The organism is Maribellus sp. YY47 (genome assembly GCF_023111095.1).
Classification (GTDB): Bacteria; Bacteroidota; Bacteroidia; order Bacteroidales; family Prolixibacteraceae; genus Draconibacterium.
On record NZ_JALGYW010000002.1, the window covers coordinates 44,019 to 66,255 of the forward strand.

Consider the following 22,237-nt stretch of genomic DNA (forward strand, 5'->3'; position numbering starts at 1 on the left):
TAACACAGACACATGAATAAAAATAAGTTTTTTCAATCCTTTACGATTCTCTTCGCCCTTCTTCTTCTGGTTTCGTGCGGGAAAGAGCAGGCCATCGACCGGATTCTGGAGAAATTTCACGATGCTCATTCCAATTACGTGATGGTAGCTGCGCACCGCGCCGGGCACAACGGTCATGTCGAAAACTCTATTCCTGCCATCAAACATGCCATTGAAGTTGGTGTCGACATTATTGAACTGGATGTAAAAGTTACCACCGACAGTGTGGTTGTTTTGAACCACGACCGAACCATCGATCGTACCACCACGGGTACAGGCGACCCGGAAAGCTATTCGTGGAAAGAACTGCAAAAGTTCAGGCTGAAAACGCCCGATGGCACGGTAACCGATCTTCAGCTGGCTACGTTTGAAGAGGCTTTAAATCTGGCCAAAGGAAAGGTAATGATCGATATCGACCTGAAAACATCAAATCTGAAACCTGTTTTTGATGCGCTGAAAAAGACCGAAACGCTGAACCAGGTGATCTTTTTCGACAGCGATTTTGAAATACTGAAAGAAGTGCAACATTATTATCCGGAAGCGAATGTTATGCCGCGTGCCTTTTCGTACGGGCTTGCAGACACCGCACTGATGATCTTTGATGCTCCGGTGGTTCATATCGACGATTCGTTCTACACCAGCGAATTAACGCAGCTGATCAAAGGGAAAAATGCACGAATCTGGATCAATGCACTCGGCGATCAGGACCGTCTGATCAATGCAGGAGAAAGCGATCAGGCGCTTGCAAATCTGTTGGATAAAGGCGCCAATATTATCCAAACCGATGAACCTGAGAAACTGATTCCGCTGCTGGAATCAAAAGGAAGAAGAAAGTAAAAGCTTCAGAAATCTTGATATTGAATTCTTTAAAGCCAATCGGGGAAATACCCGGTTGGCTTTCATTTTAATGCGGCACCCCGATTTTATATTTCTCTGTCAGGTAGCGGGCAATCAACTCGTCTGAATTCACAAAGTAATGGTCGCCGAATGAGCTAAAATAGCTAAGATCATCGCCGGGGTCCACGTCTGCTTTTGAAATGACCAGATTCGGGCATCCCTGATTTCCTTCACCCACCAACTCAATCAGTCCTTTTCGAGGCCGCTGAAAATCGATAAAAATCACTTCCAATTTGTCCTTAAGCTGCGGATAATAGTTGAGCACCCCCAGAATCTGTGCCGAATGCGGACAGTAATACAAGGTATTTTCGCTAAGCTTTTTATCCGTGAAATCGGGTTTAAGTAAAAATAACTTTGCCATTGTAAGTTCTTTATTTCAGTTAGTATTTACCTTAACAAACCAGCGAATGGAATCGTTCGGAGTAATCCACAAAATCTATCATTCACGTTTATTTTGATCTTCACTAAAATAAAAAACAGCCTTCTGTAGAAACAGAAGACCGTTTGTGCTTGGAGTGAAATCATTAAAACCTCATTTTTTATCTAATGGCCTTAACGGCATATCATCGCAGATCGGCATCACTTAATTTTATTGGCATCCACCACCAGGTGTTTAATCGACTTTTCGTTTTCACCTGTCCGCGACGAATAGGTGATGTGCAACAGACCGTCGGGCGTTTGAATCAGGCAGGGATAAGAATAGCTTGCACCGCTTTCCTTTGTGTCACTTTCGAGGTATTCTTTCGTTTTCCAGGTTTCGCCCTCATCGTCAGAAAGCATTAACACCAAGCGGTAGCGACCGTCGTTGATATCGTTCCCCACAAAAGCCCAACGTCCGTCAGCGAGGGAAAGCAGTTCAACACTGGCTTCGTTCGGAATATCGGTTTTTATGGTGTAATCCCAGCTTTCGCCATTGTCGTGCGAAATGCTTTTGTGCACCCGTGCAGGCGCATCGCCACTGTCGCGCATATAAGCCACCATGTCGCCGTTTTTGCGTTGTGCCAGCGCCGGTTGAATGGGACCCCGCCCCACAATGGGTTTCGAAGGGCGCCAGCTTTCGCCGTCGTCATCAGAAAGCGCACAAAGCGAAAGGTTGTACCCATCCGAATAAAGAGGCAGAACAATCCGTCCGTTTTCAAGAATAAGTGGCTTGATGCGGGTCATCCAGCCAATGCTGCGGTTAACTGTATTTTTTGCCGCTTCCATGATCAGGTTGTCGTACTTTGGTGCATACCCCGCCCAGCCGTTGTGAAGCGGCGGCATTTCCTTAAATTTCTGATTGACCTCCTCCACAAATTCTTCACCGGGTTTAAGCAGAATATTGTCCTGCCACTGCCACCGGGGCGCTCCCGGTTGATTGTAATCAGTGGTGGTTCGGGTGCGCAAAATCGAACCTTCCCATTGGTTTCCCTGCACGGCGATCCACACCAGGAAAAGTTTGTTTTTGCTATTCAGAAAAAGTACGGGATTACAGTCGGGCAAACCGGGAGTATCCGCCATCACGAAAGGAGCGCTCCATTGTTTTTTCCCTTTTTCGAGCCGGGCTCCCATAATCCGAACATCATCGGATTTACGTTCCCCACTTCCATGAAACCAGCAGGCCAGTATATCGCCGTTGGGCAAAGCCACCAGGCTGCTTCCATGGGTATGTTCGTGCTGTGGAGTAAATATCAACTCTTCTTTTACGATGGATTTATGACTGTTTTTCGGTTGCGCCGTCGCTACTCCGCCAACCAGCAGTAGAAATGCAATAATAAGTTTAATCTTCATGGTTTATTGATTTTTAGCGTTATTGAAAGATGAAGGCCACGAACATTCGAGTTCTTTTTTACCATTCATGTCCCTTATCCAGGTATCAAAACTGCGTTGTCCGTCTTTCATCACAATTACACGGCCACCTGCCAAAGGATCTTCCTCCCCTTTCATTTTCTTGGAAATACGCCCGTAAGCAAGTGCAATTCCATAATGTACGCCAATGTAGTCGTTAATATGGTCGTGTCCGACAAAAGTTCCCATTACATCGCCGCTTTCGAGCATGGCGGCAAACATTCCGGTGTTGATTTCGGGACTGCATTCGTCTTCATTTTTAACTCCTACCGGCGGATTCTCTTTATTCTGCCAGGCAGCAACGTATTCAGGCAAAGGGATATGAAAAAATGCAAGTGCAGGATAAGGCTTCCCTTCATTTTCACGGGTGAATTCCCTGCTTTTATCGCGATACCATTCAACTTGCCGGTGAGTAAACCACCCCCAGCCGCCAACCAGCGGTTGAAGTGTGCTGTAGGCATTGGAATCCATAAAATACAGCAGCGCCCCGGTTTTATTGTTTCCAAGGGTCAGTACAAAGTTGGAGTTTCCGTCGGTCTCGCCTTTATCGTTGTTCAAACAAAGCTTTCGCTGCTGAATAAACGCTGCCAGGTCATCCCGTTTCATTCCGTTCTCTGCATCGTGATTACCCAATACAACCGTCCAGGAAACGCCTGCTTCAACAAAGATCTTTTCAAAAATCAGATACCCTTCCCGGGGATCATTGGAGGTAATAATATCACCGGTTAGAACCACCAGATCAGGCTTTTCAATTTCAACAATCTTCTTTACGCGGTCAAAAACATCGCGGTTGAATTCCTTTTCGAGATTGATGTGCGTATCGGTAAACTGAAGGATCTTGAATTCGCCTGATGCATTAAATTTCAGGTCTGGATTCGTTTGAGCGATACCTGCAATAGTTAACTGCAGAAGAAACAACAAACTATAAAAACGGGTCATGATGGTTTATTTTTTAAGGATTAGCGAATCTATTATTTTTCCTTCTGAATTCACTGCCGAATACGAGAGTTCGTGCGGTCCGAACTTCAGGTACTGGTAGTACTGTCCTTCACCTTTCCGAACGGCGGCATAAGGTTCATCCGTCATTTCGCGGGTTCGCGACGGAATTCCGATGGAAATAACATAAGCCGTTCCGTTGTTGTAAGAATCAACCACCCGTCCGCCGTTCATGGGATTGGAACGCATGTAATAGTGAATGTGCCCGCCAAAAACCATGTCAACATGGTATTTATCAAACAGCGGCACCCAGAGTTTCTGGATGTTTAAATAGGGCTCTTCCCAATTGTAAGGCGGAAAATGAAACATGGCTAGTTTCCAGGTGGAGGTTGTATTCTTTAGCTGTTGCTCTATCCATTCGGTTTGCAACTCGTCTTTTGAGGTGGCATCAATCATTAGAAAAAGGGCATTTTTATAATTGAAAGCGTAAGTATGTTCGGGAATTACTCCGTCGGGACCGTTTTTGGGATAGCTGAACATCTGCTCGAACATCGATGCACCCAAACCGGCGCGGTTATCGTGATTTCCCAAAACATTCATAAACGGGCGTTGTGAGATCATATCCGACGAGTACTGAAACACATCATCCCACTGGTCGCGGTGCAAACCGTCGCTTACAAGGTCGCCGGCCACCGACACAAAAGAAACTTCGGGATGCTGCTGAAAAGCCACATTGGCAAGTTTTCCCCATTCGGGTGAATAATGAATGTCGCCAAACCAAATCCACGAGAATTCATCGTTTGCTGTCTCCGTAGAAAAAGTTTGTTTATCGGTCCATTCTTCCTGAGGAACGATTCGGTATTCGTAAACAGTGCCCGGTTTCAGCCCGGTTAAATGCGCAGTAAAACGGTGAATCAAACGGTCGTTCATAAGTAAAAGATCGTCCATCACATATTTTTCAGCATTCACCTCGCGGATTTGGCCTGTGCCTTTTTCGCGATACTGAACACTGCCATTTTTGACACCGGTGTTGGTGCGCCATTGAATATCGATGGTCGTTGCCGGATCATCGCTCCAGGTTAGCATCACCTGATCGGGTTCTCCGGAAGAAGGAAATTTAGTGGTCCGAAAAGCATTTACCAGGTGCGATTCGGTTCCGCGACCACGAACGGTCGTCAGCAGTTTTTGGCCTTTTAATGCCGCCGGTACGTTTTCGAGTACCAGTTCATCCCAATCGTGATACGTAAAAGAGCCGTTATCCAAAACTCCAACGTATTGATTGGCTGGGAAAAAGTGGCTAAGTTCCAGCTTATCCGACTTATTTTGAGGAGCCACCGATACAAAGTAATGCAGCGAATAATTTTCAAAACCGTTTATTCCCAATCCTACTGTTCCGGCATCAAACGACTTTTGCCACACTTCGTAAGTCGTCATTTCATTGTTCAGCGTCATGTCCGTTTTTACAAATTCGTCGCTTATCAGCCAAAACGGGACGATCTCCTGTTTGGTGCTTCTCATTACCGACACCACAACCGGAACATCCACATCAAACATCCAATGGCGGGTTGCCAGCACTACCAGTTCATCATCAGCAAATAATTTAAAAGCCTCGCCATAAGTAATCGCTGCAAGCTCTTCCCGGCTTTTGGTTTGATAAAGATGGGTGATCTTTTCATCCATCAAGTCTTTGACCATTCGCCTGTCAACCATTTTTTGCTGACAACCCAACAAGGCCACAACCATCATTACGACGGACAGAACCTGTTTGGTGGATTGATTTAATGATCGACTCATTTCTGATTTCTTGTGCTTCTTGTTTTGTATCATGGACATATTGTTTTCGTCAGTGTGCAATGTCATACTTGCAAAGAAAAGAAGTAGAAATACACAAGGCTTCTGATATTTTACTCAAAATCTATTGTTTCTTGACATTCGGACAGTTTTCGGTTAATATTCTTTATAGATTTCGATTAAAAGTTACTTTTCTCCCCATAAAAAAAGGCGCTTGGATTCTACACCTCCAATGCGCCTTTTACTATATTTTACTGAGTATAAACAAATTATTTTGCTGCAGGCTCACTGATCACACCCAGATAGCGGCCGATCCAATAGGGCAATAACCAGATGTCGCCAGCACTGTTTTCCGATCTGCCGTCGCTGCCGCCATCCAAATCAAAACGGTTCGCGTTGTGACGCGAAATTCTTAATTCGTCGGGAGGGAGCACTTCCGCTATAGTTTGTTCCCTGAAATTTTCAGGAATGAGCTGAATATCCTTGCGATGGCTGTTATTTACGGTCCAGTTGATCAGATCGAGCGGATATTCGCGCAAATACCAGGCTGCATTATCGAAATCGTAATCCTCTTTGCCAACCAAAGCAGTCATAATGTTCCACAAAGCATCTTTTTCGGGTCGCTCCGCTTCCCAGTGATCCACAATGGCTTCCTTGTATTTGGCCTTCAACTCTTTGGTAAAAGCGTAGCGGTACAAGCCCCAGTAACCACAATAGTACATTTCATCGTCGGAGTGGTTCCATGCCTCTGAAAGCATCTTGCTCCAGTCGTCAGCATCTTCGGGAGCCTTTCCGATTTGGTTCATGGGTCGCATCAGGTTTTCGAGGTAACCGTGCTTGTCCATCAGTTCGTAAGCTGCCGTTTTGTATTTTTCTTTTCCGGTAAAATGATAAGCCGTCTGCAACATTCCAATGTAGTTGGAAGAATTAATCTTGCGGTCGCCCACTCCTTTCGGACGGGCATTTACATACTCCGGATTCCATTTCCCCCAAAGCGTAGGCTCGCCGTTCCAGTCCACCAGGTAATGATCGTTTTTTAAGGCATGCGACATCAGGGTATCGATCAGCATAATTGCCTGATCCTTTAATTTAGGTACATCCACCAACTCGGCGATGGCGCCAAACGCAAAAATATGCCCGATCGCCTCATCGCTGCTGGTGGTCGATTTCCAGTCCCATTCGGGATCTTCTGCCCGTCGCCAGGGCTTGTCGTGGTATTTGTAGCCACGGCGTTCAAAAGAGCGCGACGGAAAACCGGGAACCGGGTTGATGGCATACAAGCGCTCCATGGCATCCATCGATTCGCGAATATTTTGCAGCGCCTCACCCGATTTAGTTACGGCATAACGAAACACCTCGCCCGCCAGGTACATTGTGGTCCACAAACCGTCGTTATCAGATGTTTCCATACTTCCGGTGGTCACATCGCCATCGGTCATTCCTGAAATCGTAGCGTTAAAACCAAAGCGAATATGACGGGCACGCACCTGTTTTTCGTAGAACATGGCTTTATCATAAAGCGTCATTTCTTCCCGGCAAATTTGCCCAAGGCCTTTATCCGTAAGAATTAACACCGAATTCTCCGGTCCCTTTGCAATGTCAATTACCTTATCAGAAGGTAGCCAGCGTTTTGAAGCATAATAATCGTATTTTTCCTGACTATTCAATTTGAAAGCGCCCCAGGTTGATCCGAACCAAAGATCGCCACCGATGTTTTTCACACTGGTGATCTCGGTCCAGGGAAGGTCTTTTTTCGTCTCGCCAACTTGACGGTTTTTGGTATCAACCGTAAAATAACCGTCGGATGTCCCCACCACCAATTGGTTCTTCCACACATCGATGGCTGTCAAAGACGGTTGTTTAATAACCGTTTCGAGTTTTTTACTTACCGGCTGAAATACCTGTATCGAATTTTCACCCCGAATCCAAAACTGATCGTTGGCAGTGTCGTAAGCTATTTCTTTTACCGGATCGGCAGATTCACCTTCCCAAAGACTTCCTTCCTTGTTGAGCAGCTGCAACTTTTTCCCGTCTGAAATGAGAAAAACAAAATCTTTCCCGGCTGCAAGAACACGCGCTTCCGGAATGTTGTGACGCGTATAAAGCGTTCCTGCCCAGGCGTTGCTTAATATCGCTTTGTCATCCACATAAACAAACTGATCGCGGTAATTCACCACCGCGCGGATTCCTTTGTCGGAAGTGGCTTTAAAGTGAACATCTTTCACCAATGTTCCGGGAAAAAGCATCTCTCCAGCCCTAGGACGCAGCAGTCCGTGCAGCGAAATTACCTGGATGTATCCGTTCCGGTCGGATGCCACCTGTGTTAATTCATTCCTTTCGTTATCGTAATTGAATTTTATACTGTATTCCTGTACAAAAGGCTTGTCCTGAATCGGGGCATATCCTTTTTTCTGCCCCGTTACCGCCATCGCGCTGCAAAGTGCGATGAACATCAAAAACAATCCTGAGTTCCACTTTATTTTAGTCATTTTAGTTGCTTTAAAGTTTATAAATACACTCTCTTTTTTCTCTTTAGTTGATTCCGGCATTTAGCCTTTCCTGATCGAGCTCCATCACGAAAATCTGCATAAATGCTCTTTCTTCGCCGGTTTCAGTAGCACCGGGCACATCAATATTGTACGCCAGCATTTCTCCATTTCGCGACACCACAAGTTGTGAACGCAACTGCTGGTCGTTGGTCAGCATCACTGTTTTACCAAAATCCTCACCTTCACGGACACAGGATGCCGCAATATTTCCGTTTACTACGGAAAATATCCATTCATCATTCGGGTGCCAGCGCAAAAAAGCAGCATCCGATTCAAAACGGGTAACTTGTTTGGGTTGCAACAGGGAATTTTTTTCAAGATCACTTCCCCTTGCGTCAATGATATTTACCTGGGCGACACCTTCTTCATCGTTCATCAAAAAGGCAATCTTCTTTCCGTCGAACGAACCGCGCACAACTCCCGAAACACCGCCGTTGTGTGTCAATCTTCTAACTGTAACTCCCTTGGGCGGCTCCGGATAGTGGTCGGCATCTCCAGAATAGGCAGAGCCTATCTTCACTGATTCAGGGATTTCAGCCACAAAAAGATCGTTTTGATAATCGACTCCGTTTTCGGAGCGCACCTGCCCGACAAAAGCGCGCATTTTCCCGTCAGCATCCACCCACGAATCGCCGTAAGCTTTTTCAATTTCTCCGGGTTTTGATGTCCCTTTTTTTACGGGTTTTACCAACACCGCAAAATAATGGGTGTAACCCTGCGGCGCCTCCGGAGAAGGAATCATGTACCCGATGGTACGGTCGTAATCCTGTTGCAAAAAATCGTCGTAGGTAAAACCAATGAAATTTCCGTTGCGGGTATATTCGTGGCGGTGTGTACCGCCGCGCTGAGCTCCGGGAGTGGTGGGACGATTGGTAGCGACATCGCGCATATCCACCTTGGTAAGCACACCTTTTCCATCGGCGCTTACTTCCGCCCCACTTCGGTTTCGAATGCCGTAAAATCCTCGTTCAGCCACTTCTACGAGCAGCGGCCCGTGAATAAAAATTACTTTCTCCTCACAAGGATGATACGAAACAGCTGCAACACCAGGCGCTCCCTGTTCGCCGGTTACCGACTCGGGAGCGTAAAGCACTGTTTCTTCTCCGGTAAAAATCCCGATTTTTTCGATGGACTGACAGTTGGCCAGATCGAAATTCAAAACCGTTCCGCGAGTATCGTAACAAAGAAAACTGTCGTCGGGCGAAAAGTTGTCGTTGTTGTCTAAGGCATGGTTTTTAGCCGAGAAAGAGATTTGCTTTTCCTTCATAAAAATATGTTTGTTGTGTTTTTGAGAACCCGGATTATTACAGGCCGTCACTACCAATGTCAACAACAAAGGTAGCATGCGCACGAAGCTTAATCTGCCGGTTGGCTGTAATTTTCCCATTTAATTAAAATGAATCTTAGTTTGTTACCCTAAAAATACGATGTGCAGACCAGCTCTGTCCAAACATATCGGTTGTTCTTACCCACAAAGTGTATGTCCCGGCCGCGAGACCTCCCGGTAGCGCACCTTCCCACATATGAGTTGATACGCTAGGATAATCCATCTCGTAACCCAAAACATCTTCGAGGGGCACTCCGTCGACCTCTTTCTCCAGAAAACGGTTTAACTGATGCACGCGTAAACTTTGCGGATCGATCTGGTCCTTTTTCTGAAGCTGAAACCATTTTCCTTCGTTTCCGACTTTCATTTCCACCACCGAACGTACGGAACCGGCAAAAACATTCACCAGCACGGTGCTGTCTGCAATATCAGCTATTTTTATTTCCTCCGGAAAATAAATATTCATCTGGTAGCCGGGCGGACGGCGGGCGGCTTTAAACCTGACTTTATACTGATTCCCGTCAAATGAAATGATCGAATAACCATTCGGTGCGCCGTCGTTCATGGTGGCATGCGGAATCCCCAGCTCGTCATTCAAACCACACCACCAGCTTCCACACACGGTTGCGTTTACCAGATGATGATGTGCTTCTTTTCCTTTCCATCCTTCTTTTTCGCCCAGCAGTAAGTTGAACTGCTCGTGTACATGCCCCGAAATTGAAAAGGTGTATTTTCGCGTTTCAAGAATACGGAACATTGCCTCACGGTTATCGCATTCCACAATGGGTGCATGCATCATCAGTACAGTCAACTGATCAGCCGGCAATTGCGCTGTATAATTCTCCACAAAAGACAGCTGTTTTTGGGTGAATGACGGCCGGTATTTTCCGTCGGGTTGAAAGAAAATATTGTTAAGCCCGATAAAGGCCACGTTTCCGTATTCAAAAGCAAAGGTACCGGGGCCAAAAAATTTCCGGAAGGTCTTGTCGCGGTCATCGTTACTTAATGCATCCCGGTCGTTATCGTGATTCCCAAAAATATTGTACCACGGAATGCCAATTTGCGCAATCCCTTCGCTGATATCGTCGAGCATTTCCGGATCGTCGGCGACCATGTCTCCCAGCGAAACGCCAAACCATGCATCGGTACCGATCAGCTCCTCCACCACATCATGAAATACATAGTTCATCTCTTTTGTTCCCCTCGCCTGCGGATCTCCGAAAAAAACGACAGAAAAGGAGTCTCTTTCTGGTACTTCGAAAAGCGGAAACAAAACCTGTTGCTCCAAATCGCTTTTGTTTGTCCACGAAAACGCATGCTGTGGCACCATGTTGTCAGCTACGGGAACCTGATAACCGGAAGGTTTGATGACAAACAAATCACGCATCCCGGAATCCACCGGTAACTTCCAATCGCCATTTTTGCCCGATCGAACTACATCTTTCCCATTGGAAACACACACTCCTTCAATCCCAACTTCATTATTGTCGAGCCTTCCGTTTCGGTTCAGGTCGTTAAACACCTTTCCCGCAACAGTATCCTGACCGCTGGCCTGTGCAAGGCAAAAGAAAAACAAACTAAACAGTAAGAAGCCTGATCGTTGAATGTTCATGCATTTCATTTTTAGTAATTTTTCGCTGTCGATTCCCTAAAAATCATCCTTTTAACGCGTATATAAACGCTCCGGAGTATCGGGTATCTTTTCAATCAGTTTATTAGTTCTTCCTTTTCGTTTTACCAGGTCAAACTCGTCGTAAATCTCTCCGCTTGCCGTATACGCTTTGTAGTTCAATTTATTCTGATTTATTGAAATAAGCTGAAAAAACTGCGTATTTCCACCTTTTCGGCTCATCCAGCTTTGATCGGAAACACCGTACAGTTTAGGTCCACTTACCGACACCACATAAACCGGCCCCGATATTTCGCCCGGCCTGGTCATCGACTCCACTTTTTCTCTTCCCCGGCCGTAAGCATGATCGTGTCCCGTTAAAACCATGTCAACTCCGTATTTTTCGATCAAGGGTTGAATGTTCTCCCGAAGTTCAACATTATCGCGGTTTGCCTTGGTCGAATAAAAAGGATAATGTAAGGTAAGAATCGTCCAGGTTTTATTGGTTTCCTCCAACACCTTGGCGAGCCAGTTTCTTGTTTCCACAGCAGCTTCGGGCGATTCATCCATCATGTCAGCATCAATCGAAATCATCCGCAAATCCTGGTAATCGACATAATAAACCGTTTCGGATAACAAGTCCATATCCGGCCCGTTTTCAGGCAGGGTAAATTGAGCTCTCCAATGGTTATCCAGTGCTGTACTGTCGTATTCGTGATTTCCGGGAGTCATCATACTCGGAATAGATGCATGAATAAAGCTTCCGGCTTCAAACCATTGTTTCCATTCTTCCTCGCTGTGGGTGTGGTTGATCAGATCGCCTGCGTAATACAGAAAATCGACATCGGGAGCTGTGCTAAAAGCCTTTCGTATCACCCTCGACCATTGCGATTTAATATTGGCCTGAACATCGCCAAAATAAATAAAGGTAATGGGATCGGAGGCTAAACCTGCTGTTTCAAACTCAATCCATTCGCTCCAGGTTGTTTCGGCCCCAACCCGGTACAAATAGCGGCTGCCGGGTTCCAAATCACGAATAACCGCTGAATGATTGGTAAGCATCAGTGGCGGAACATCTCCGTCGATATAAGTTATGGTGCTGCTGTTTGCTGCAATCACCTGCCGGTCGTTTGCAAGCACCGGGGAGTCAGTTACCTCCGCCCATTGCAGCTTCTGGGCTACGGCATCTTTTGTTCTCCAGGTAACAGCCACACTTTCTGATGGATTTTCGGTCAGGTTTAAAATGATGTGTTCCGGCACGTTTCCGTTACCCACAGTCTGGGAAAAACCGGTTCCGCATATTCCGATAAAAAACAAGCAATTAATTATTGAAAAAAATGTCTTCATATCATTCAGAAAATAAAATGTAAGGAAATAGGCAGAAAAATCTGCCTATTTCTTCAGCCTAACCAAATCTAAATCTACGTGAAAAACACTACAGTCTTTTTTTAATAAGGTTTATTGGTACCTTGTAACAACCATATTTTTGACCATGCACTGTCTTTACCATCGGTCGCGGTAAATGAAGTTTCTTCAAGGCCATTCACTGCCGTATCATAATTGTCGTTGTTGCGGGCAATTTCGGCACTTCCATATTGGAAACGGATAGGCATCGCATCTCTTAAGCCTTTATCTCCGAAAGTAAGCACAGGGAATCCGGTTCTTCTCCAGTCGCACCACGATTCGTGCGCCACCGTCCAGTTGGCAATCCATTTTTGGGTTATGATCTGCTCCAGCGAACCATCGTAGGCCACACCGGCACCGGCTACATATGCAGTGTAATCGTCGCTGATTTCCCAAGTATCAAAGGAAGCTTTAATTCCTTTTTCGTACCAAGTCTGTTGAGAACCAACCGACCAGCCTTTTTGTGCTGCTTCGGCAAGAATAAAACAAACTTCGGCATACGAAATCAGCCGGGCTTTCAGCATATCGCCTTCTTCGGCTTTGTACATATCGGCCAATGCCGAGTTATGTACGTTCGGACCTCCCTGTATTTTATTGGGATTCAGGTTCCAGCCCGAGCCGTCGCCGGTAGTTGAGGCAATGGGTAATCCGGCAAACTCCATGGTATCCACCAGTGTTTTGCCTGCTTCCACGTCGCTCACCCAGGTCGATTTGTTATAAACAACGTAGTTATTAGCCGCCATGTAGGCAGGATTCAGGTACCGGACTCCGTCGATCACCTCATCTTCGGCAACTTCTGAAGAAACCTTGATAGGTACGACCACAGGATTAAACCAAACAGCCAGCCTTGGATCACCAAAATCAACCAAAACATCTCTGAAACCCGCGCAAAGCTGAATTCTGTCAAACGCACTTTCCGATGCATCGTAAGTCGTGTTTGCCGGCCATGAATCGTCGTTGGACGATCCGATGAATCCCATGGTTGCATCATCGTCAACAGAGGTAAAAACAGGATATTCAGTTGGATTGGAAACAATCTCTTCGATGCCGGCTTTTGCATAATCGGGAAGTTTGGCCGAAACTCTCATGTAATAGCGAAGTGCCAGCGAATTGGCGAATTTTCTCCATTTTGCCGGATTACCAGCGTACAATACATCTGCATCCGGACTGATTCCGCTATAATCTCCCAACGATTTCGACAACAACGTATTAGCTTCTTTCAGTTCCTCAATAATTCCTTTGTAAATGGTTTCCTGCGAATCGAATGCAGGGAATAAATCTTCCTGTTCTCCATTATCCGCATTTAATGCAAATGTATAGGGAGCAGCTCCCCACGAATCTGTAATGTAACCAAAGTTGAACGCTCTCATTACAATGGCTATTCCCTGCTGGAATTCCATATCTTCTTCAACAGAACGGGCATATAAATGCTTTGCATTTCTAAGGTTATCGTATTGAGTTGTCCAATCACGCGCACCATCCCAGTCAAATTTATTGGTTTCTCCACTCCAGCCACTTTGCTGAATGTATTGCATTACACCTGCAGAGCCACCTCTGTAACCTTCATTCAAATAAAACTGAGCCGTTGAGGTAATAACGGTAGGCACAATCAGGTTCGGATTAACAATCGCCGGATCCACCCCATTGGGGTTTACATTCAGGTCTGTCAAATGATCACCGCACGAAGCAAGAGCCACCACTGCCAGAACCAGAACCAATTTGTATGTTGCTTTTATTAATTTCATCTGTTTAAATTTTTATTTTTTTGTGGGAATCCCGAGTCCTCGGGAGAATTCACATCTCAATCAGCTGACGGATAATCATGCTCATTGGTATGAATTCCATTCCCATGCTCATTTCTCGATTTACAATATCCTGTATTAGAAACTTACATTTAATTTAATACCCACTGGAATTGTCCAGGGACTTACATTGTATCGTTCGATTCCCTGCTTGAACTGAATTCCGCTTCCTTGCGCACTTGATTCGGCCTGGAATGCAGTTTCCGGATCAATTCCAATTCCTGCTTTGGTCCACAGCATAATGTTCCGGCTGTAAAGTGAAACCGATGCATTTCGGATACCAATTTTTGAAAGCGGTGGCAATTGGTACGATACCGAGATCTCACGCAATTTGATAAAGTCGGCATCAAACATGGCGTTTCGCGAATAGCTCCATCCGTAAAAATCCTGGTACCGAATGGTAGGCGTTCCGGCATCACCCAGATGTTCAGCAACCATCACAAATTTTCCGTTATCATCGTAATAACCTTCAACACCCGGCATAAATACTCCATCGTTCAGTGTTACACCATCTTCGGTATGTTGCAAGCCTCCGTAATCTGCAGTTGGTCCGCCAACTACCACGAAAAACTCTCCGTTGGGCGATAAATACTTGTCGGCATTATCTTTCAGGTATTGCGCCATCTCGGCACCTGTCATATCGTTAAGCTTCAGGGTGCGATCGATCCAACGCTGGCTATGCAGGTCTGATTCACCGTAACGGAAAGTTTGTGAAATAAACTGCCCGCCAACTCTCCAGTCAAAGCTGGCGCTCAATGTCCAGTTTTTATAGCGCAATGAAGTTTGCATTCCGAGCAGGAAATCAGGATTGAAATTTCCGATTACTGCAGAATTATCTCCCTTATCCATGTGATTTTCCCAGTTGTCTGAGTCATCCCATCCTTCTTCGTCAACAATCGGCCAACCGTAATACGGTGAAGTCGGATCTTCCACCCGCACCAAAATATCGTCAACAATCTGACCTATTTCATCACCTACACGGGTTACTGCACCTCCTTTTGCATCTTCCCATAGTTTTATGTAATCAAAACCATCAGCCAATTCCTCTACTTTGGTACGGTTTTTTGAAAACACAAAGTTTACGTCCCAATTCAGATCCTTGGTTTGGATCGGTGTTCCTCCAAGTGACAACTCAATTCCTTTGCTGGAGATCAAACCGGCATTGATCTGTTTTCCGGTGTATCCTGATGAAGGCGGAAGACCAATGTTCAGAATCTGGTTTTCGTTTTCCGATTTATAATACGTTCCTTCAAAGTGAATGCGGTTATCATAGAAAGCCAGTTCAGTACCGATTTCCCATGAAGTTTGAATTTCAGGTTTTAAATCAGGCAGTAAGAGCGTTCCGGATGTTGATAATTCGATCTGATTTCCCCACAAACCGGAATTTTGCATCGTCGCCATCAATTTGTACGGATCGGTGTCGTTACCAACCTGTGCCCAGCCTCCGCGAATTTTCGCCAGCGAGACATTGTCGCCCAGGTCCATAGCATTGTTCAGCAAAAAACTCAACGATGCTGAGGGATAGAAATAGGAACGATTTTCCTCGGGTAATGTACTCGACCAGTCGTTGCGGGCTGTTACGTCGAGGTAAACCATGTCTTTGTACCCAATCGAAGCCAAACCGTAGATACTGTAAATGGCTTTTTCACTCATTCCTGATGAGTATCTTAAATTATCAGGAGCAATATTTCCAAGGTTGTATACACCGGGAACGATCAGACCTGAACCTCTGTCTTTTGTGGCAGCAAGATTATTCTCTGCAAACTGATACATATAGTTTCCACCGGCGGAAGCGCTGAAACTCCAGTTCTCGATTGTTTTTTTATAGGCCAGTAAGAAGTCGGCATTTTGTTCTCTTCGGTAGAGGTTTTCCAAACCATAAACACCGTTGGCATCTTCGGTATAACTGGGAGCAATCTTGGTTTGGCGTTTTTCGTGAAACTGGTCGTGTGTATACCGAAGCATCAGCGACCATTCTTTGTTAAATTCATAATCAATCTGCGCGTTTCCAAAAACCCTGTCGCGCTGAAAGCTGTTGTTTACTTCGTTCGCGATAAAATAAGGATTATTGATCGCATCTCCTTTTCCATAAGTGCCATCGTTGTTCACTTCGAGGTTATAAGGAGCGTTTTGCTGAATTCCTTCTTTGCCGGGTTCCCAGTAATTTTTCAGGTCGTTGATATCGATGCTCGAATTGAGATCGTATAAGGCCTGCAAGGGGTTGGTACCGCGGTTTCCGGTCGATGGACGGTTATCGGCGCCATTTGAAACAAAATTCACGCTGGTACTCACCGACAGGTTATCCAACAGCTTGACAGTGGTATTCACCCCAAACGAATTTTTATGCAAATCACTGTTCGGAATAATTCCCTTGTTTTGCATATTGCTGTACGACAAGCGATAATCTACTTTTTCGTTTGAGTTATTGATAGCCACCGTATTGGTAGTGGTTAAACCTGTTTCAAAAAAATCTTTGTAATTATCAGGATGAGAAACCAACGGCGTGGCTGTCAATACACCATTCTCGTTAAAATAAGGCCACTGGTAGGCCATCATTCCCTTGTCGAGTTGTGGTCCGACCCAATATGAATCGCCTACAGGAACGGAATAATAATCCAGCCCGTTATTCGGACGGTTATCCTGAGTAAAAGGCCGTTGACCGTTGGCAAACAAAGTATGATTATCCAGGTATTTATAAGGATTATCAACAACTGTGTTTGACGTAATCGTTACACCCAGTCCTTTACCTTTCTTCCCTGACTTGGTAGTGATTAACACCACTCCGTTACCTGCCCGTGATCCGTAAAGTGCCGCGGCACTCGGACCTTTTAACACCGACATGCTTTCAATATCATCCGGATTAATATCCGAAATGGCGTTACCATAATCGGGTTTATTATCACGACCGATAGAAGATACGTTATTCAGGGTATTGTTCATCGGAATTCCGTCGACAACAAACAAAGGCTGGTTGTCACTGGTTAACGATGATGCGCCGCGAATAACCATACTTACTGAAGATCCGGGGCCACCGGTTGAGTTGATGGTTACACCGGCCACTTTGCCCGATAGCGCATTTAACACGTTCTCCTGTGCTACTTTCTGAAGATTTTCACCATCCACTTCGGCTACTGAATACCCCAGCGACTTTTTCTCACGCGAAATACCCAGCGCGGTTACCACCACCTCGTCGACACCAACTGCCGACATCTGGAGAACAACATTTATTACAGCTTTTCCGTCAACAGCCACTTCCTGTGTTTTCATTCCCACAAACGAAAACACAAGGGTGGCATCGGCAGGTACGCTCTTCAACGAATAATTTCCGTCAATATCGGTAATTACTCCCTGACTGGTACCTTTCACTAAAATAGAAACTCCAGGAAGCAATTCTCCGTCTTCACTGGACACCGTACCACTTACATTGACCTGTGAAAATGCAGTAAAACACATCACAGTAAACAATGCAGTAAACAGCATCTTTTGAAACTTTCTTTTCATACCAAAGGTTTTAGTTTAATTTTTTGATAGATAAATAACTCTTTATTTCAAGTATCAATTTTCAGAAAATGCTGGCGTATTAACTTCCGGAATTTTATTCATTATGCATTAAATATTAACAGGTATTTTTGCTCAAATACCAATATTCCATACATAATTGTTAAAATACAATTAATCAATTATTAATAGTTCAATAAAAAATATATGTAAAGGGTGAGTGAGGAGATAACGGAAGGAACTTTTTTTCTGGGGTGTAACAACTATTTTCAAAAAATCCACAGAGAAAACCGGGTGCAACGCCAGCACCCGGTTTTATTTCAATAACGATTCAATTATTCTTTGGCAAATTCATCTGCCAAACGATTTATTTCTTCGTCGCTCATATTTTCAGATGCCACCACCAACCGATACTTAAATACGGTTGATTCTCCTTTCTTCAGAGAATAGTTCAATTCCTGTTTACCGTCAGAGAATATTTTTTGTCCCAGAGGATTTGCTGAAAACAGACCGTAACCCCTCGCATGCCAGTAAGTCGGATAGCCAACATTAGCAGGATTATCGACGATCACCAGCGAAACATTTTCCCCGTTGATGGCTCCTGAAAGTTTCATCCAGCGGCTTCGGGTCCCCCACACTTCTTCACCTTCCACTCCGTCGGAACTGTGATAATTACCGGTTATGTTGCTGTTATCCATGTTTTCAACCCGGGTTACCACTCCATGCGAATCAACCAGTTCTGTCGGGCCATCCGATGGCAGTTCCAGTTCGCGTGCGACTCTTATCGCAAACATTCCTTCTTTATTATCATAAAAATGGACTTCGTCGGCAACAGCAGTTAAAGTGGTCGTCCGGTCAATAATCCGCACATCAGGAGAAGGCGCTAAAAAATCAAAACGGGTGGATTCGTCCAACAGCACCTCGTTATCCGGAGACTTCCATTTTGCAGAAACTTCCAGCGCAGCTTTTCCGTCTCCACTTTCTGCTTTGTCAACCGACTGATGATAAATGGTTCCGTAACCACTTCGTTTTTCCTCCGGAATCGCGTCCGAGTTATTCCAGAAATCAAGCCCGTTCACATCGCCGTAATTTAACCACACCCCCACATGATGCGGGTGATCGGCCCGGTCGCCGGCTTTTTCGGCCAGCGGAAAGCTGCGGGTAAGCATATTTCCGGCAGGTGACATTAGCGGCCAAAGCGTTGGTTTCATTATGGTGTTCGGATAGATGTAGGAAGTAAATAACTTACCATCAATCGTCACTTCCACTTTTTGGTTCGCCTGATCAAGGTTGACATCGATCTTTTCCTTTTTTTCCTGGCATCCGTACATCACAGAAAAGTTTAAAAACAGGATCGCAAGTAGACTTATGCTTCGAATCTTCATAATATACAATTTACACGGTTGAGTAATCACCTTCTTTCATCTAAACGTTTTCAGGCACAACATAAGGTGCTCTGTAATTTCGTTTCAGCATTAAATCGGCTTCCGGATCGTTAACAAAACGCTCGGCCTCCGGATTAAATGTGAGCACACGTCCGGTGCGGTAAGCAATATTTCCAAGGTGCGCCAGCGCTGACGACAGGTGCGCCGACTCAACCGGACCGTTCAAAACAGAACTATCCTGTTTACGAACGGCGTCGATAAAATTCGCAAAATGCCCGTCGGTACCACTGTCTCCCCTTGCCATCCCCGATGCCTGCATTTGTCCGTCACTTCCCGATTTTCCGGGTTCTCTATTCTGCCCCAAATAGGTCTTATATTCATTATAGCCATCGATCACCAAAATACCCTTGTCGCCGTAGAAAATATTTCCCACCGTAACACCATCCTCGGTATTGGTACACCATGGTCTTACTTCAAACTGGATGATCTTGTCCTCATCCGGGTAGTGATAAACTGAGGTCAACACTTCGGGTGTTTCTTTGCAGTCGTTCCACAGAAATTTTCCGCCCATGGAAGTAATTTTGCTTGGCAAACCTACATCGAGTCCCCACATGCACATATCGGTTTCGTGGATTCCCTGGTTGCCCACGTCGCCATTGCCGTAATCCCAGTGCCAGTGCCAGTTGTAGTGAACAAGGTTTTCGGTGAACGGCCGCATAGGTGCCGGACCTGTCCACAAATCATAATCCACTCCTGCAGGAACCGGAGAAAAGCCTTTATCGCCAATATCGCCACGCCAGCGAAATACCAGACCGCGAGCCATGTACACGCGGCCAATATAGCCGTCTCTCATTAACTGAACTGCTTCCTGAATAGCAGGAGAACTCCTTAACTGCACACCGTGCTGAACAATGCGGTTGTATTTTCGGGCAGCTTCCACCATTTTGCGTCCTTCCCAAACATTGTGTGATCCTGGCTTTTCAACATATGCATCTTTCCCTGCCTGACAGGCCCAAATCACCGCCAGCGAATGCCAGTGGTTCGGAGTTGCAATACTGATCACATCAATATCCTTGTCATCCATCACATGACGAAGGTCCTGGATGGTTTTTACCTCTTTCCCGTATTTTTCTTTAAAGTCTTTTGCCTTTTTTCCGGCAACATTTAAATCGGGATCACACAAAGTGGTTACCTGAACATTCGGCTGGTTCATAAAAGCCGAAATATGACTTCCGCCTCTTCCGTGAACTCCCAAAACCGCAGCATTTATGCGGTCGTTGGCCCCAAATACATTTGCTGACAATACAGTGGGAGCCACAATCGCTCCTGCTCCCGTAACTGCACTTTTCTTAAGAAAGTCTCTTCTTGTTGGTTTCATATTAATAATATTGTTTAGCTATAGTTATTGATTTTGTCTGCTTTGTTTTTTTGTACTGACCAAGATAAAACCGTTTGCACGGAATTACTTCGTTAATATTGAACTTTACCTATGGAATTTTAGCACCCAAGAAAAAACGCCCCAAAAACCGATAAAATTTACTTACAGCACACGCCTGCAATAAGCCCCTATCAACAAGCAAGTAATTTACTTATAAAACCAGAAAATCCAAAACAAATGCTGTAAAGCAGATGCTGCAAGATCAGGATACACTTCATACCCTAAGGCAAAATTCCATAATAAAAATATTCGTGCCCCGCGAACCTTAACTCTGAGAGTAAAGCTCTGAGGGAACCGTTTTGTGAATAAACGCCCCGGAGATATGAGACATGACCAGATTGAATTTCATCTGTTCCCTTTTCGCTAATTTCTGCCTCATAATTTCCATGTACATCGCCAGAAGCAGTATTTTCTGTACAACGTTTGTTCGATTCCTCATAGAAAGCCCTTTGTTTTGATATTGCAACGTTGATATTATTTTAACACATACCAACCCTGTTACGGGTACTATTTTGATATATCGACGCAATATTCCATGTAAATCATCCAAATTTCCATTGGTTTTTTACTCTCCGCCTTCTTAAATTTGAGAAGAACAGATTCAGAATGACGAAAATTAACGGAATAAGGGAGACAGATACGCTACTTTGGGAACTATCAGTACAATTTCTTAACTTGAATAAATGACTTGCAGGTTTTTATTGCATGCAACTACAATTTAACACAATATATCTATACTCATTTGAATTCATTACTCAACCTAACTTGTTCAATATGAAAAATTTACTTCGAATTTATTTTTTAATCGGGACAATTGGAGTACTCTTACTACCATCCTGCTCTGATGATGACGAAAAACCGGTCTTTCCGCTTTCTGCGTCCATTTTTCAAAGTGTTGACGGAAAGCAGGTCGCTTTCACCGCATTAACACACAACGCTGTAAGCTGGCAGTGGGATTTTGGCAACGGGGAAACCAGTACCGAACAAAATCCGGTTTATGTGTATCCTGAAGGCGGTTATTATATCGCTACCTTAACTGCTAAAGACAAAGACGGTAACACGGCAAGCGATGAAGTGAAACTGGCCATATCGCTTACACCCTACGCTTTGCTTACCGGAGATCATACTGCTGACGGCTACGATGGCAAAACATGGAAACTGACTTCAAGCCACGTTGCAGCCGGCGATTATCTGGCGATTGCCGATGCAGCACTGTCGGTAGTAAGCGGAACGCCAAAACCACTCCCCGACGGAATTTTCAACACCGAATTTGGAATGGGAGATATCTACAAAGACGAATTCACCTTTTACTATGACGGATCCTACAAACACGATGTTAAAGCTGACGGGGCAACCTTTGGCGGAATTGTTTACCAGTTTGTTATGAATGGCGGGGCCGACATTATCAATGCCAACGGAAAGGATTACGGTTTATGCATCGCAAAATACACTCCTCAAAACGGAGCAACCTTCACATTCACCGAGAATGAAAATCTTACTATTCCATCGGTATACGGAGCAGCAGGCACAATTACCTACAGCAATGTAAGCACACTCGATTTTTCGGGAAATGAGTTTATTGGATTCAGAGACTACCAAAGAAAAGTGATTGTTACCAAAATTACCGATTCCTCGTTGCAGGTTGCAATGTTTATGGCAGCTTCACCCGACTATTTCCCGGCCAATACAAATGCCCTCATTTTAAGTTTCGAAGTAGTAGAATAAACTAACACAA

The 22,237-nt window shown here is 45.0% G+C and carries 14 protein-coding genes; 2 read left to right on the forward strand and 12 right to left on the reverse strand.

Annotated elements, in window-relative coordinates; translation table 11 throughout:
* Nucleotides 1-12: 12 nt before the first annotated feature.
* Nucleotides 13-876 (forward strand): glycerophosphodiester phosphodiesterase family protein, encoded by an 864-nt coding sequence (locus MR764_RS01755; RefSeq protein WP_247977665.1) that lies wholly within the window; start codon nt 13-15, stop codon nt 874-876.
* A gap of 67 nt (nt 877-943) precedes the next feature.
* Here MR764_RS01755 and MR764_RS01760 read toward each other — a convergent pair whose 3' ends face one another.
* The 12 genes from MR764_RS01760 to MR764_RS01815 form a co-directional block, all read right to left on the reverse strand.
* The gene (locus tag MR764_RS01760; protein ID WP_247977666.1) at nt 944-1,297 is read right to left on the reverse strand and encodes a DUF3088 family protein; all 354 of its coding nucleotides are present in this window, start codon (nt 1,295-1,297) and stop codon (nt 944-946) included.
* 218 nt (nt 1,298-1,515) lie between these two features.
* Nucleotides 1,516-2,706, reverse strand: a complete 1,191-nt coding sequence (locus MR764_RS01765) for a sialidase family protein (protein ID WP_247977667.1) — start codon at nt 2,704-2,706, stop codon at nt 1,516-1,518.
* 3 nt (nt 2,707-2,709) lie between these two features.
* Nucleotides 2,710-3,702 carry a metallophosphoesterase family protein gene (locus MR764_RS01770; RefSeq protein WP_247977668.1) on the reverse strand — a complete coding sequence of 331 codons (993 nt, stop codon included), beginning with the start codon at nt 3,700-3,702 and terminating at the stop codon, nt 2,710-2,712.
* Nucleotides 3,703-3,708: 6 nt separating this feature from the next.
* Nucleotides 3,709-5,526, reverse strand: coding sequence for a metallophosphoesterase family protein (locus MR764_RS01775; protein WP_247977669.1), 1,818 nt, complete (start codon nt 5,524-5,526; stop codon nt 3,709-3,711).
* Nucleotides 5,527-5,759: 233 nt separating this feature from the next.
* A complete protein-coding gene (locus tag MR764_RS01780) occupies nt 5,760-7,979 on the reverse strand; it encodes a hypothetical protein (protein WP_247977670.1) in 2,220 nt (739 codons plus the stop codon).
* 43 nt (nt 7,980-8,022) lie between these two features.
* Nucleotides 8,023-9,426 (reverse strand): DUF3748 domain-containing protein, encoded by a 1,404-nt coding sequence (locus MR764_RS01785; RefSeq protein WP_247977671.1) that lies wholly within the window; start codon nt 9,424-9,426, stop codon nt 8,023-8,025.
* A 16-nt stretch (nt 9,427-9,442) separates the two neighbouring features.
* Nucleotides 9,443-10,978, reverse strand: a complete 1,536-nt coding sequence (locus tag MR764_RS01790; RefSeq protein WP_247977672.1) for a calcineurin-like phosphoesterase C-terminal domain-containing protein — start codon at nt 10,976-10,978, stop codon at nt 9,443-9,445.
* Nucleotides 10,979-11,029: 51 nt separating this feature from the next.
* Nucleotides 11,030-12,322 carry a metallophosphoesterase family protein gene (locus MR764_RS01795; protein ID WP_247977673.1) on the reverse strand — a complete coding sequence of 431 codons (1,293 nt, stop codon included), beginning with the start codon at nt 12,320-12,322 and terminating at the stop codon, nt 11,030-11,032.
* 101 nt (nt 12,323-12,423) lie between these two features.
* Nucleotides 12,424-14,124 (reverse strand): SusD/RagB family nutrient-binding outer membrane lipoprotein, encoded by a 1,701-nt coding sequence (locus MR764_RS01800; RefSeq protein WP_247977674.1) that lies wholly within the window; start codon nt 14,122-14,124, stop codon nt 12,424-12,426.
* 135 nt (nt 14,125-14,259) lie between these two features.
* Nucleotides 14,260-17,682: a SusC/RagA family TonB-linked outer membrane protein gene (locus MR764_RS01805; RefSeq protein ID WP_247977675.1), complete on the reverse strand. Its 3,423-nt coding sequence runs from the start codon at nt 17,680-17,682 to the stop codon at nt 14,260-14,262.
* A gap of 332 nt (nt 17,683-18,014) precedes the next feature.
* Nucleotides 18,015-19,064 carry a PmoA family protein gene (locus tag MR764_RS01810; RefSeq protein WP_247977676.1) on the reverse strand — a complete coding sequence of 350 codons (1,050 nt, stop codon included), beginning with the start codon at nt 19,062-19,064 and terminating at the stop codon, nt 18,015-18,017.
* Between the two features lie 40 nt (nt 19,065-19,104).
* Nucleotides 19,105-20,442 carry a Gfo/Idh/MocA family oxidoreductase gene (locus tag MR764_RS01815; protein ID WP_247977677.1) on the reverse strand — a complete coding sequence of 446 codons (1,338 nt, stop codon included), beginning with the start codon at nt 20,440-20,442 and terminating at the stop codon, nt 19,105-19,107.
* 834 nt (nt 20,443-21,276) lie between these two features.
* On the opposite strand from MR764_RS01815, the gene MR764_RS01820 reads away from it, so the two are divergent.
* A complete protein-coding gene (locus tag MR764_RS01820; RefSeq protein WP_247977678.1) occupies nt 21,277-22,227 on the forward strand; it encodes a PKD domain-containing protein in 951 nt (316 codons plus the stop codon).
* Nucleotides 22,228-22,237: the final 10 nt, after the last annotated feature.